Source organism: Streptomyces sp. NPDC054783 (genome assembly GCF_053611725.1).
The window spans coordinates 37,489-50,164 of the sequence record NZ_JBSHAY010000014.1 but is presented as its reverse complement, the minus strand read 5'-3'; the positions used below and the strand labels follow the sequence as shown (position 1 = coordinate 50,164).

General features: G+C 69.0%; 12 protein-coding genes and 1 pseudogene. 9 read left to right on the top strand and 4 right to left on the bottom strand.

All coding sequences use genetic code 11. The features are described from left to right. Window positions 1-18: 18 nt before the first annotated feature. Window positions 19-1,050: an ABC transporter permease gene (locus ACWGJ5_RS24160; protein ID WP_453311745.1), complete on the bottom strand. Its 1,032-nt coding sequence runs from the start codon at window positions 1,048-1,050 to the stop codon at window positions 19-21. A 465-nt stretch (window positions 1,051-1,515) separates the two neighbouring features. Between ACWGJ5_RS24160 and ACWGJ5_RS24155 the strand changes: the two genes are divergently transcribed. From ACWGJ5_RS24155 to ACWGJ5_RS24135, 5 genes are read left to right on the top strand one after another with little or no spacing between them, the layout of a single operon-like run. Next, a complete protein-coding gene (locus tag ACWGJ5_RS24155) occupies window positions 1,516-3,135 on the top strand; it encodes a peptide ABC transporter substrate-binding protein (RefSeq protein WP_453311744.1) in 1,620 nt (539 codons plus the stop codon). A 5-nt stretch (window positions 3,136-3,140) separates the two neighbouring features. Continuing rightward, window positions 3,141-4,061: an ABC transporter permease gene (locus ACWGJ5_RS24150; protein WP_453311743.1), complete on the top strand. Its 921-nt coding sequence runs from the start codon at window positions 3,141-3,143 to the stop codon at window positions 4,059-4,061. Next, complete coding sequence (locus ACWGJ5_RS24145) at window positions 4,054-5,034, top strand: ABC transporter permease (RefSeq protein ID WP_453311742.1); 981 nt, start codon at window positions 4,054-4,056, stop codon at window positions 5,032-5,034. Before ACWGJ5_RS24150 ends, ACWGJ5_RS24145 begins: the two co-directional genes overlap by 8 nt. Window positions 5,035-5,057: 23 nt before the next feature. Further along, on the top strand, window positions 5,058-6,059 hold the full coding sequence (locus ACWGJ5_RS24140) for an ABC transporter ATP-binding protein (protein WP_453311897.1): 1,002 nt from the start codon (window positions 5,058-5,060) through the stop codon (window positions 6,057-6,059). After that, window positions 6,025-7,086, top strand: coding sequence for an ABC transporter ATP-binding protein (locus tag ACWGJ5_RS24135; RefSeq protein WP_453311741.1), 1,062 nt, complete (start codon window positions 6,025-6,027; stop codon window positions 7,084-7,086). Before ACWGJ5_RS24140 ends, ACWGJ5_RS24135 begins: the two co-directional genes overlap by 35 nt. Window positions 7,087-7,232: 146 nt before the next feature. Here ACWGJ5_RS24135 and ACWGJ5_RS24130 read toward each other — a convergent pair whose 3' ends face one another. Continuing rightward, window positions 7,233-9,371 carry a prolyl oligopeptidase family serine peptidase gene (locus ACWGJ5_RS24130; protein ID WP_453311740.1) on the bottom strand — a complete coding sequence of 713 codons (2,139 nt, stop codon included), beginning with the start codon at window positions 9,369-9,371 and terminating at the stop codon, window positions 7,233-7,235. Between the two features lie 164 nt (window positions 9,372-9,535). Between ACWGJ5_RS24130 and ACWGJ5_RS24125 the strand changes: the two genes are divergently transcribed. After that, window positions 9,536-9,730, top strand: a complete 195-nt coding sequence (locus ACWGJ5_RS24125) for a hypothetical protein (RefSeq protein ID WP_228623323.1) — start codon at window positions 9,536-9,538, stop codon at window positions 9,728-9,730. A 3-nt stretch (window positions 9,731-9,733) separates the two neighbouring features. Here ACWGJ5_RS24125 and ACWGJ5_RS24120 read toward each other — a convergent pair whose 3' ends face one another. Then, window positions 9,734-9,910, bottom strand: a complete 177-nt coding sequence (locus ACWGJ5_RS24120; protein WP_453311739.1) for a DUF397 domain-containing protein — start codon at window positions 9,908-9,910, stop codon at window positions 9,734-9,736. Continuing rightward, window positions 9,907-10,766: pseudogene (locus ACWGJ5_RS24115) on the bottom strand (helix-turn-helix domain-containing protein). The gene ACWGJ5_RS24120 and the pseudogene ACWGJ5_RS24115 overlap by 4 nt, the downstream one beginning before the upstream one ends. A 107-nt stretch (window positions 10,767-10,873) precedes the next feature. Here ACWGJ5_RS24115 and ACWGJ5_RS24110 point away from each other — a divergent pair. From ACWGJ5_RS24110 to ACWGJ5_RS24100, 3 genes are read left to right on the top strand one after another with little or no spacing between them, the layout of a single operon-like run. Next, window positions 10,874-11,296: an ATP-binding protein gene (locus ACWGJ5_RS24110; RefSeq protein ID WP_453311738.1), complete on the top strand. Its 423-nt coding sequence runs from the start codon at window positions 10,874-10,876 to the stop codon at window positions 11,294-11,296. A gap of 58 nt (window positions 11,297-11,354) precedes the next feature. Further along, window positions 11,355-12,221, top strand: a complete 867-nt coding sequence (gene mshB / locus ACWGJ5_RS24105) for an N-acetyl-1-D-myo-inositol-2-amino-2-deoxy-alpha-D-glucopyranoside deacetylase (protein WP_453311737.1) — start codon at window positions 11,355-11,357, stop codon at window positions 12,219-12,221. Further along, window positions 12,218-12,634, top strand: a complete 417-nt coding sequence (locus ACWGJ5_RS24100) for a DUF6113 family protein (RefSeq protein ID WP_453311736.1) — start codon at window positions 12,218-12,220, stop codon at window positions 12,632-12,634. Before mshB ends, ACWGJ5_RS24100 begins: the two co-directional genes overlap by 4 nt. Window positions 12,635-12,676: the final 42 nt, after the last annotated feature.

The window sequence follows — 12,676 nt, the reverse complement described above, 5'->3', positions numbered from 1 at the left end:
GATGGTGGGACGGGAGGTTCAGCGCCCGGCCTTGGGATCCAGTGCGTCGCGCACCGAGTCGCCGAGGAGGTTGAAGGCGATGACGAAGATCACCATGGTCACGCCCGGGAAGAGCATGTACGTGATGTCGTCCTGGTAGTACTTGGACGCGTTCTGGACCATGACGCCCCAGTCCGGGGTCGGGTCGGAGAGGCCGACACCGAGGAAGGCCAGACCGGCTTCGACCGTCACGTACAGCGGAAGGGCCAAGGTCGCCTGGATGAGGATCGGCGTCCAGAGGTTGGGCAGCAGCTCCTTGAAGATGATCCGCGCCGGGGACGCGCCGGTCACCTTTGCCGCCTCCACGAACTCCCGCTCGCGCAGGGCGAGTACCTCACCGCGCAGCAGTCGGGCGATGGGCGCCCAGCCGAACGCCGTCATGACGGTGATGAGGGAGACGACGATGAGCCACGTCGGGGTCGCCTCGTCGGGCGCAACCAGGATCGTGAGCATCACCGGGAAGAAGCCGATGAAGAACAGGGTCTGCGGGAAGGCCAGCAGGATGTCGATGATGCGGCCGACGACGTAGTCCGTCTTGCCGCCGAGGTATCCGGCGGTGATGCCGATGACCACACCGAAGAAGGCCACCAGGACGGTCGTCGCGGTCGCGATCATGAGGGAGTTGCGGATCGCGTACAGCAGGAACGTGAACACGTCCCGGCCCAGCTGCGGGTCGATGCCGAACCAGAAGTCCCCGCTCATGCCGCCGTTGGGCGCGACCGGGAAACCGAAGTCGTTGAGCAGGTTCGGGTCGTTCTGGCCGTACGTGGTGTACGGGTCCTTGCCGTAGATCTTGGCGATCAGCGGCGCGCCGATGCCCACGACGAAGAAGAAGATCACCACAAAGGCGGATATGACGCCCGTCCGGTCCCGCTTGAAGCGGGTCCAGGCCAGCCGTCCCGGAGAGCGGCTCTCGGTGCCCTTCGGGTTGCCGGGCTTCGCCGATGCGGCGCTGTCTTCTTCGGTCACCTCGAGTGCGGCGGCCGGGGAAGGGGATGCGGGGGTGGTCATGATGCTCCGTGCCTTGTGGGTCAAGGCTCCGCAGGGCGCTCCCCTACGGGCTACGCCGGACTTTTTCAACGCAATTCATTCAAGGTCAATAAATTCTCGGTCGCCTTGGTTGCGTCTTTACCTTCTTTACCTGTACTTGATCATTCCGTAGCTACGCGGGTAGCGTGCCGTGATGAATCCGTGCTTCACATCGGACTAATTGGGCTAATCGGGCGATGAGTTCGATATGCGGACGGTGGTGTGTCGAAATGCGTACATCGGTCCGACGTAATCCAACGTTTCGGCATCGTTGTTCGAAGATCTGTTGCGTCGCCCGCCCAAGATCGTCCGGGCGCTGACGATCGCCGTCCGCTTTCGGTGGGCGCGTCCCCCTAACGGCCTCACAACCCGGCGGCGCGCATGCGGTATGTGTCATATAAGCCGATATTGGCCGGTACCGGTTCGGTGATCGCGGAGGAGGCAGCCATGCGGGGTATCGCGCACGCCCGATGGGCCGCCGGTGTGATCGCCGCCGGGCTGCTGGCCACCGGATGCGGGGACAGCGGCGGCTTCGGCGGCGCCGGGGTGCTGACCTCCTCCTGGGGCGACCCGCAGAACCCGCTGGAGCCCGCCAACACCAACGAGGTGCAGGGCGGCAAGGTCCTCGACATGATCTTCCGGGGGCTGAAGAAGTACGACCCCAGGACCGGTAAGGCGCAGAACTGGCTCGCCGCGTCCATCGACACCGGCGACTCGCAGAACTTCACCATCAAGGTCAAGGACGGCTGGACCTTCTCCAACGGCGAGAAGGTGACCGCCCACTCCTTCGTGGACGCCTGGAACTATGGCGCGAGCCTGCGCAACAACCAGAAGAACGCCTACTTCTTCGCCTACATCGACGGCTACGACAAGGTCCACCCCGACAGCGGCACCCAGACCGCCGACACCCTGTCCGGACTCAGGGTCACCGGTCCGGACACCTTCACCGTCCGGCTGAACCAGAAGTTCTCCAGCTTCCCCGACACCCTCGGCTACGCCGCCTTCGCCCCGCTGCCCCGGGTCTTCTTCACCGACCACGCCGCCTGGCTGAAGAAGCCGGTCGGCGACGGGCCGTACCGGATCGAGTCGTACACCAGGGGTTCGGCTATGAACCTGAGGAAGTGGGCCGGCTATCCCGGCCCCGACAAGGTGCAGAACGCCGGGGTGACCCTGCTGGTGTACACCGACAGCAACACCGCCTACACCGACGTGCTGGCCGGCAACCTCGACCTGGTCGACGACGTGCCCTCCACCCAGCTCAAGAACGTCGAGACCGACCTGAACGGCCGCTACATCAACACCCCGGCCGGCATCCTGCAGACCCTCGCCTTCCCCTACTACGACCCGAAGTGGGACACCCCCGGGGCGACGAAGGTCCGCACCGGCCTGTCCATGGCGATCAACCGCAGGCAGATCACCGAGACCATCTTCCGGAACACCCGCACCCCCGCCACCGACTGGACCTCCCCGGTCCTCGGCGCGGCCGGCGGCTACAAGCCCGGGCTGTGCGGCCACGCCTGCGACTACGACCCCGCCCAGGCCAAGAAGCTGATCCAGGAGGGCGGCGGGATCCCCGGCGGCCAGCTGAAGATCACCTACAACGCGGACACCGGCTCGCACAAGCAGTGGGTGGACGCCGTGTGCAACTCCATCAACAACACGCTCGGCAACGACAAGGCCTGTGTGGGCAACCCGGTCGGCACCTTCGCCGACTTCCGCAACCAGATCGGGCAGCACAAGATGAGCGGACCCTTCCGGGCCGGCTGGCAGATGGACTACCCGTTGATCCAGAACTTCCTGCAGCCGCTGTACTACACGGGCGCCTCCTCCAACGACGGCAAGTGGTCCAACAGCCGGTTCGACCGGCTCGTCGACCGGGCCAACGCCGAGACCGGGCAGGCCGCGGCCGTCCGGCTGTTCCAGCAGGCCGAGGAGGTCGTCCGCGACAACATGGCGGCCATCCCGCTCTGGTACCAGAACGGCAGCGCCGGTTACGCCTCCCGGCTCTCCCATGTGGCGCTCAACCCGTTCAGCGTGCCGGTCTACAACGAGATCAGGGTGGGCTGAGCGGCATGGGGCGCTATGTCGCACGGCGGCTGCTGCAGATGATCCCCGTGTTCATCGGGTCCACGCTGCTGATCTTCCTCATGGTCAACGTGATGGGCGACCCCATCGCCGGGCTGTGCGGCGAGCGGGCCTGCGATCCGGCGACGGCCGCCCAGCTGAAGCGGGAGTTCGGCTTGGACAAGCCGCTGTGGCAGCAGTACCTCACCTACATGGGGAACCTCTTCACCGGAGACTTCGGCACGGCGTTCAACGGCCAGCCGGTCACCGAGCTGATGGGAACGGCGTTCCCCGTCACCATCCGGCTCACGATCGTCGCCATCCTCTTCGAGATCGTCGTCGGCGTGACGCTGGGCGTGCTCACGGGCATGCGGCGCGGCCGGCCCGTCGACACCGGGGTGCTGCTGTCCACCCTGGTGGTGATCTCCGTACCGACCTTCGTCACCGGGCTGCTGCTCCAGCTGCTGCTCGGCATCAAGTGGCAGTGGATCAGCCCGTCGGTGCGCTACGGCAGCTTCGACGAGCTGATCGTGCCCGGCCTGGTCCTCGCCTCCGTCTCCCTCGCCTACGTCACCCGGCTGACCCGCACCTCCATCGCGGAGAACAAACGGGCCGACTACGTCCGTACGGCGATCGCCAAGGGCCTGCCCAGGCGCCGGGTCGTCGTCCGTCACCTGCTGCGCAACTCGCTGATCCCCGTGGTCACCTTCATCGGGGCGGACATCGGCGCGCTGATGGGCGGTGCGATCGTCACCGAGCGGATCTTCAACATCCACGGCGTCGGCTTCCAGCTGTACCAGGGCATCCTGCGCCAGAACACCCAGACGGTCGTCGGCTTCGTGACGGTCCTCGTCCTGGTCTTCCTCGTCGCCAACCTCCTCGTCGACCTCCTGTACGCCGTACTCGACCCGAGGATCCGCTATGCCTGATCAGCAGTACGAGCCCGAGCGCGCGATCGCCGGGACCGGCATGGGCGGCGCGATGGACCTGGGGGCGAGCGAGGCAGCCACCCTGGAGCGGACCCCGGGCGGCCCGGAGGGCACGGGCCCGGCGGGCAAGCCACGCTCCCTGTGGTCCGACGCCTGGCGGGACCTGCGCCGCAACCCGGTCTTCCTGATCTCCGCCGTGGTGATCCTCTTCCTGGTCTTCATCTCCGTCTGGCCCTCGGCGATCGCCTCCGGCAGCCCCCTGAAGTGCGACCTCGCCAAGGCACAGGACGGCCCGGGCCCGGGGGCGCCCTTCGGATACGACGGCCAGGGCTGCAACGTCTACACGCGCACGGTGTACGGCGCCCGTACGTCGGTCACGGTGGGCGTGCTGGCGACGCTCGGGGTGAGTGTCCTCGGGTCGGTCCTGGGGGCCCTGGCCGGCTACTTCGGCGGCGTCTGGGACTCGATCCTGTCCCGCATCACCGACATCTTCTTCGCCATCCCGGTGGTCCTCGGCGGTCTGGTCCTGCTGTCGGTGGTCACCAGCAACACGGTCTGGCCGGTCATCGGCTTCATGGTGCTGCTCGGCTGGCCGCAGATCGGCCGCATCTCCCGCGGCTCGGTGATCACCGCCAAGCAGAACGACTACGTCCAGGCCGCCCGCGCCCTCGGCGCCTCCGACTCCCGCATCCTGCTGCGCCACATCGCCCCGAACGCCGTGGCCCCGGTGATCGTGGTGGCGACCATCGCGCTGGGCACCTACATCGCGCTGGAGGCGACCCTGTCGTACCTCGGCGTGGGCCTGAAGCCGCCCAGCGTCTCCTGGGGCATCGACATCTCCGCCGCCTCCCCCTACATCCGCAACGCCCCGCACGCCCTGCTGTGGCCCTCGGGCGCCCTGGCCCTCACGGTCCTGGCCTTCATCATGCTCGGCGACGCGGTCCGCGACGCCCTCGATCCGAAGTTGAGGTGACGGCCGTGCGAAGCGATGGCGGCGTGCTGCTCGAAGTGCGGGACCTGAAGGTGGAGTTCCGGACCCGGGACGGGGTCGCCCATGCCGTCAACGGGGTGAGTTACGAGGTGGACGCGGGGGAGACCCTGGCCGTGCTCGGCGAGTCGGGGTCGGGCAAGTCGGTGACCGCGCAGGCCGTGATGGGCATCCTCGACACACCGCCAGGAAAGGTCACCGGCGGTCGGATCCTGTTCCAGGGGCGGGATCTGCTCACACTGAAAGAAGAGGAGCGCAGGAGGATCCGCGGCGCCGGAATGGCGATGATCTTCCAGGACGCGCTGTCGGCCCTCAACCCCGTCATCTCCGTGGGGGACCAGCTCGGCGAGATGTTCGTCGTGCACCGCGGGATGTCGAAGAAGGACGCGCGGGGCAAGGCCGTCGAGCTGATGGAGCGGGTGCGCATCCCGGCCGCCGCCCAGCGCGTGCGGGACTACCCCCACCAGTTCTCCGGCGGTATGCGCCAGCGCATCATGATCGCCATGGCGCTGGCTCTGCAACCGGCGCTGATCATCGCCGACGAGCCCACCACCGCCCTCGACGTCACCGTGCAGGCCCAGGTCATGGACCTGCTCGCGGAGCTGCAGCGCGAGTACCACATGGGGCTGATCCTGATCACCCATGACCTGGGCGTCGTCGCGGACGTGGCCGACCGGATCGCGGTGATGTACGCCGGGAAGATCGTCGAGTCCGCGCCCGTCCGCGACATCTACAAGGCACCGGCCCACCCCTACACCCGCGGCCTGCTGGACTCCATCCCGCGCCTGGACCAGAAGGGACAGCAGCTGCGCGCCATCAAGGGGCTGCCGCCGAACCTGATGCACATCCCGCCGGGCTGCTCCTTCCACCCCCGCTGCCCCATGGCGAGGGACGTCTGCCGCACCGACGAACCCCCGCTGTACGAGGTCTCCGGCACCCGCGGCAGCGCCTGCCACTTCTGGAGGGAGTGCCTCGATGACCTCGACGACCTCGACGACCTCGACGCCTGAACCGATCCTGGAGGTGACCGGGCTCGTCAAGTACTACCCCCTCACCCGGGGCATCCTCTTCAAGAAGCAGATCGGCGCGGTGAAGGCCGTCGACGGCGTCGACTTCACCCTCGCCAAGGGTGAGACCCTCGGCATCGTCGGCGAGTCGGGCTGCGGCAAGTCCACGCTCGCCAAGATGCTCTGCAACCTGGAACGGCCGACGGCCGGCTCCATCCGGTTCAAGGGCGAGGACATCACCAAGCTGTCCGGAAAGGCCCTGAAGGCCGTACGCCGCAACATCCAGATGGTCTTCCAGGACCCGTACACCTCCCTCAACCCCCGTATGACGGTCGGCGACATCATCGGGGAGCCGTACGACATCCACCCCGAGGCCGCGCCCAAGGGCGACCGCCGCCGCAGGGTCCAGGAACTGCTGGACGTGGTCGGCCTCGACCCGGAGTACGTCAACCGCTATCCGCACCAGTTCTCCGGCGGCCAGCGCCAACGCATCGGCATCGCACGGGGGTTGGCGCTGCGCCCGGAGGTCATCGTCGCCGACGAGCCGGTGTCCGCCCTCGACGTCTCGGTCCAGGCCCAGGTGATCAACCTCCTGGACCGCCTGCAGTCGGAGTTCGACCTCTCCTACGTCTTCATCGCGCACGACCTGTCCATCGTCCGGCACATCTCCGACCGGGTCGGCGTGATGTACCTCGGGCGGATCGTGGAGATCGGCCGGGACGCCGAGATCTACGACCACCCCACGCACCCCTACACCCAGGCGCTGCTCTCGGCGGTCCCGGTCCCGGATCCCGAGGCAAGGGAACAGCGCGAGCGGATCATCCTCAGCGGAGACGTGCCGTCGCCGACGAACATCCCCTCCGGCTGCCGCTTCCGCACTCGCTGCTGGAAGGCGCAGGAGCGCTGCGTCCGGGAGGTGCCGGCCCTCGCGGTACCGGCCGTCTTCCGTGACACCTCCGGCCCGGCGGCCCACGCTTCCGCTTGCCACTTCGCGGAGGAGAAGCAGGTGGTTCCGGCGGAGGACTCGTAGGGGCCGGCGCACGGCAGCGGGCCGGGGTGACATGGCGCACCCCGGCCCGCTTACGGCACCCGCACGGCCGTACGCTGATCAGCGTCCCGCGTCCGTATATCGGTACCGCTTCCGTGGAGTTGCCTGCGTGTTAACGCAGTTGACGGTCATTTTCCCTGTTGTGGCAGCGAACGCCGCAGGAAGTCCAGCTGCAGCCGCAGCAGGTTCTCCGCGACCGTCTCCTGCGGGGTCATGTGCGTCACCCCGGACAGCGGCAGGACCTCGTGCCGGCGGCCCGCGGCGAGCAGGGCGGAGGACAGCCGCAGGGAGTGGGCGACGACGACGTTGTCGTCCGCAAGGCCGTGAATGATCATCATCGGGCGGTGCGGCTCGGCCGGGCCGACCAGGCCCGCGTCGTCGATCAGCGAGTTGCGGCGGTAGACCTCCGGCTGCTCGTCCGGCAGGCCCAGGTAGCGCTCCTGGTAGTGGGTGTCGTACAGCCGCAGATCGGTGACCGGGGCGCCGACGACCGCCGCGTGGAAGACGTCCGGGCGGCGCAGCACCGCCAGCGCCGCCAGATAGCCGCCGAAGGACCAGCCGCGGATCGCCACCCGCCCCAGGTCCAGCGGAAACTCCCCGGCGAGCGCCTGCAGCGCGTCCACCTGGTCCTGGAGCACGACGGCCGCCAGCTCGTCCCGGACCGCCTTCTCCCAGGCCGGCGAGCGTCCCGGGGTGCCCCGTCCGTCGGCCACGACCACCGCGAAACCCTGGTCGGCGAACCACTGGGAGGTGAGGTGGGCGTTGTGTGCGGCGACCACCCGCTGGCCGTGCGGGCCGCCGTAGGGGTCCATGAGGACGGGCAGGGGCGTGTCACCGTGGTAGTCCCGTGGCATAAGCACGGCGCACGGGATTCGGCGTGCGCCCCCCTGGGTCAGCGTCACCCGGGGGGAGAAACCGGGATTTTCGGCGTACGACCGGACAGTCGCCGCCGGTTTTCCGTCATGCAGCACCTGGACGCGGAGGCCGGGAGCGTCCGGTGTCGCGGACATGAGCACGGTCACGGCGCCCGCGCGCACCGCCGAGTGGACGCCGGGATCCTGCGACACGCGCTCCAGACCCAGCTCGTTCACCCGGTACACATGGACCTGGCCGATCTCGGGCTCCTGCGCCTCCGCGCCCGCCGAGGCGGAAATCAGCACGTCGTCCGCGCCCACGTCCAGCACCGCGCGCACATGCAACTGAGCGCTGGTCAAAGGCCGTTCGCCGACCGTCAGCACCCGGGCGCCACCCTCGTCCGCGATCCGGACAAGCTGCCCGGACGGGCTCCAGCAGGGCACTCCGGCGAACAATTCAAGCCAACTTGGATCTTCATCCGCGTGCACCATCCGGGTGGCCCCCGTGTCCGGGTCCACTGCCAGGAACAGCTGGCTGCGCTGGTCCCGGGCCTGCACCAGCAACAGCGGCGCACCCGCCGCTGACCAGTGCACACGAGCCAGATACGGATACCGGGCCCGGTCCCACGCGACCTCCGTGCGCTCCCCGTCGAGCCCGAGGACGAACAGCCGTACGTCCGCGTTGGCCGTGCCGGCGGCCGGGTAGGCGACGTTACGTGGCTCACGCTCCGGGTGGGCCGGATCGGCGATCCACCACCGCTCCACCGGCGTGTCGTCCACCCGCGCCACGAGCAGCCGGCGCCCGTCGGGAGCCCACCAGAAGCCCCGCGAACGCCCCATCTCCTCGGCCGCGACGAACTCCGCGAGCCCGTAGGTGACCCGCCCCGGTCCGTCCGCCGGCTCCGGCTCGGCGAGCGCCCGGTCGCCCTCGCCCTCGGCGCCCACGACCCGCAGCGCACCCTGCGCGACATAGGCGATGTGCGTGCCGTCGGGGGAGGGGCGGGGGTCGATCACCGGCCCCGGGACCCGGAGTTCGCGCGCCGTTCCGGCCCGCAGCTCGGCCGTGAAAAGCCGCCCTGACAAGGCGAAAGACGCCAGCTCCACGGCGCTGTCGGTGGCATAGCCGACGATCCCGGCGCCGCCCTCCCGGCTGCGCTCACGGCGCGCCCGCTCTTCGGCGGAGAGCTCTTCGGCGGTGCCCCCCAGGAGGGCGCCGGGATCGGCCGCCAGGCGCTCAGCGCCCTCCGGAAGATCCATCACCCACAGGGAGTTGGCCCGGTCGGTGCCGGAGCCGGAGCGCAGGAACGCGACACGTGAACCGTCGGGCGCCATTGTGAACGCACGCGGCGCGCCGAGCGTGAACCGCTGCGTCCGGGCGTGCCGACGGGGGAAGGAGTCAGACTCGGTCGTCATACCCCGACCATATTGGCCATGCGCCCCCTTGTGCGGCCGTGCGCCGAGCGATGCGCGAGCACGGATAGTTATGATCACTACCGCTGTGTGGGTATGAACCTGCTGGCGTCTGCATGGATTTGCTCAACTGATCTAGATCTGGCGATCTTTGGAGGTGAGCCGCCGTGGCACTCTCGATTTCGGCGGTGGTGCTGCTGGCGATCATCGTCTTCTTGCTGATCAAGAAGTCGGGGCTCAAGGGCGGGCATGCCATCGTCTGCATGTTGCTCGGCTTCTACCTCGCCTCCTCGACCGTCGCCCCCACGATCAGCCAACTGACGACCAACGTCGCCAGCATGATCAGCAGCATCAAGTTCTGAGACTCACGCGCCAACTCCGCGCAGGAAGCCGACCCAGGCCTGCGGCGTCAGCGTGAGTTGGGCGCCGGTGGTGTTCTTGGAGTCGCGGACGTGGATGGTGCGGGGTGCTATCGCGACCTCGACGCAAGAGTTGCCGTCGTTGCCGCCGCTGTAGCTGCTCTTGAACCACGCCAGCTTCATTTTTCTCCCACCAGTTGTTCGATGAAGGCCAGCGACTCCCGCGGAGAGAGCGCCTGAGCCCGGATCGTGCCATACCGCAGCTCAAGGACGCGCAGGTGTTTGGGCTCGGAGATCAACCGGCCGTTGAACGCGCCATCGGAGCGGCCCACGGCAGTACCGTCCGCGAACTTGAGCAGTTCGATCCGGCCGTCCAGTCCGAGTGGGTGTCGCAGTTCATCGGCATCACCTGAAGCACGACGTTGTGCAACCGCCCGACTTCCAGCAGACGTTCGAGCTGCTGCCGCCACGCCATTGTGCCCCCGATGGGACGCCGCAGGACTCCCTCTTCCAGGACGAAGCTGAGCGCTGGAGCGGGCGAGCGTTCGAAGACCGACTGCCGGGCCAGACGCGCGGACACCATGCGTTCCACGTCGTCCGGCGAGTACGGCGGCTGGGCTGCTCCAATGACCGTTCGTGCGTGCTCGGGTGTCTGCAACAGCCCAGCGATGACGTGGCACTCGTACAGCGCGATCTCGACCGCCTTGGCCTCCAGCTCCGCCAGAGCCCGCACCTTCTTCGGATACCGGACCTTGGCCACGTCCTCCTTCATCGCGGCGATCAACCCACCCGCCCCCAACACCATGTCGGCCTTGTCCAGATATTCCGGCCGGGGAATCCGCTTGCCGCCCTCGATCTTGTAGACCAGGTCCTCGCCGTAGCCGACGGCCTTGCCGAAGTCGCCGGCCTTCATCCCCACCGCCTCCCGGCGCAGCTTCAGCTGTCGACCGACCGTGGCGATGACCGCGACACCCCACTCGTCGTCCGGATCCACCTCCCAACCCGGCTCGTCCGCCTCGTCCTTGAGTTCGACCGTCATCCACCCCTCCCGACAAGCCCCGACACACCGGACAATCCCCGGACAGTCACCGTACGCAACTGCTTGGTCACTCATCACGGTAGGCGTCTGTGGCCACTCTGAGTGACGTGAATCAGAAAATCGCCGAGACGAACTCCCAACTCGCCGGCACCGTCCCGAACTTCACCGTCCTGCTGTCCTGCACCCCCCGCGGCGCCCGCCTGGCCCGGCTGCTCGCGGCGGACCAGCTCCGCAGCTGGGGCCTGCCCACCGACCCCGCGACGCTCATCGCGGCCGAGCTGGCGGCCAACGCCGCGACCCACGGCCGTCTGCCCGGCCGCAGCTTCCGGCTCACGCTCTACGTGGTCGGCCGCACCCTGCGCATCGAGGTCACGGACACGCGTGGTGACCGGCTGCCCAGGCTCGGGGCGGCGGACGTGCAGGCCGAGTCCGGTCGTGGCCTCCTCCTCGTGGACGCGCTCGCCGACCGCTGGGACGTCGCGGAGGGCCGGTTCCCGCGCAAGACCGTCTGGGCCGAACTGCGCCTATGAGGTCACCCGGCCCCGCCCAAGGCGCGGCAGGGGCGCCGTTGCCTCGTAGGGTGGTCCCATGACGGAACTCTCCGCCCGGCGTCTTCTCCTGGTGCACGCGCACCCGGACGACGAGTCGATCAACAACGGCGCCACCATGGCCAGGTACGCGGCCGAGGGCGCGCATGTGACCCTGGTCACCTGCACCCTCGGGGAGCGGGGCGAGGTCATCCCGCCGGAGCTGCGGCACCTGACCGGGCCCGCGCTCGGCGCGCACCGGCGCGGGGAGCTCGCCGCCGCCGTGCGCGCGCTGGGTGTGGCGGATGCCCGGCTGCTCGGCGGCGCGGGGCGGTACGGCGACTCCGGGATGATGGGCATTGCGGACAACGACGACCCCGGGTGCTTCTGGCAGGCCGACGTGGACGAGGCCGCGGGGCGTCTGGCCGACGTGATCCTCGAGGTCCGGCCCCAGGTCCTCGTGACGTACGACGACAACGGCGGCTACGGCCACCCGGACCACATCCAGGCCCACCGCGTCGCCATGCGCGCCGTCGAGCTCGCGGACGAGCGCGGGCACCGGGTCGACAAGGTGTACTGGAACCGGGTGCCGCGTTCCGTCGTCGAGGCCGCCTTCGCCCGACTCCAGGACGAGCTGGCCGTACTGCCCTTCGACAAGGGCGCCACCGCGGCGGACGTACCCGGCGTGGTCGCCGACGAGCGGGTCACCACCAGCATCGAGGGGACAGCCTTCGCCCCGGCCAAGGCCGCCGCGATGCGCGCCCACGTCACCCAGATCGAGGTGGCCGAGCCCTACTTCGCGCTCTCCAACGAACTGGCCCAGCCGCTGTTCACCACCGAGTACTACGAGTTGGTGCGCGGCGAGGGCCGGCCCGGGGAGACCGACCTGTTCGCCGGCCTCGGCCTCGACGCGGAGGAGACCTCATGAGCAACACGGGACAGGGGCCGCTGCTCGCCCAGCCGCTGCGACGGCCCTCGGCAGGGCGAATCGCCGCCTATGCCGGCCTTTTCCTGCTCGGCGCGGTCATCGGCCTCGCCGGGGCCCTCGTGCAGGCCGCCTGGTTCCCCGGGGGGCTGCTGCTGGCCCTCGCGGGCGCGGCGGGGCTGTTCCTCGGCGGGGCGTACGCCACGGGCGGCCGGGGCGGGGCGGTCGCGCCGGTGGTGGGCTGGGTCGTCACCGTCATCCTGCTCAGCACCTCGCGTCCCGAGGGCGACTTCCTGTTCGGCGCGGGACTCGGCTCCTATCTCTTCCTGCTCGGCGGCATGGCCCTCGCTGTGATCTGTGCCACCCTTGGCGCCGGGCGGCAACCTCGGGGCGGTCCCGCCCGACTTGGCAAGTGACGTACCACTTCGCCGTGCGGCGCACGTGGGAGTCCGGTGTGG

Bases quoted from the DNA above. Each gene is read 5' to 3' on its own strand.
- ACWGJ5_RS24160 (WP_453311745.1), bottom strand. From the start codon at position 1,050: ATGACCACCCCCGCATCCCCTTCCCCGGCCGCCGCACTCGAGGTGACC.
- ACWGJ5_RS24150 (WP_453311743.1), top strand. From the start codon at position 3,141: ATGGGGCGCTATGTCGCACGGCGGCTGCTGCAGATGATCCCCGTGTTC.
- ACWGJ5_RS24130 (WP_453311740.1), bottom strand. From the start codon at position 9,371: ATGACGACCGAGTCTGACTCCTTCCCCCGTCGGCACGCCCGGACGCAG.
- ACWGJ5_RS24145 (WP_453311742.1), top strand. From the start codon at position 4,054: ATGCCTGATCAGCAGTACGAGCCCGAGCGCGCGATCGCCGGGACCGGC.
- mshB (WP_453311737.1), top strand. From the start codon at position 11,355: ATGACGGAACTCTCCGCCCGGCGTCTTCTCCTGGTGCACGCGCACCCG.
- ACWGJ5_RS24120 (WP_453311739.1), bottom strand. From the start codon at position 9,910: ATGAAGCTGGCGTGGTTCAAGAGCAGCTACAGCGGCGGCAACGACGGC.
- ACWGJ5_RS24155 (WP_453311744.1), top strand. From the start codon at position 1,516: ATGCGGGGTATCGCGCACGCCCGATGGGCCGCCGGTGTGATCGCCGCC.
- ACWGJ5_RS24100 (WP_453311736.1), top strand. From the start codon at position 12,218: ATGAGCAACACGGGACAGGGGCCGCTGCTCGCCCAGCCGCTGCGACGG.
- ACWGJ5_RS24135 (WP_453311741.1), top strand. From the start codon at position 6,025: ATGACCTCGACGACCTCGACGACCTCGACGCCTGAACCGATCCTGGAG.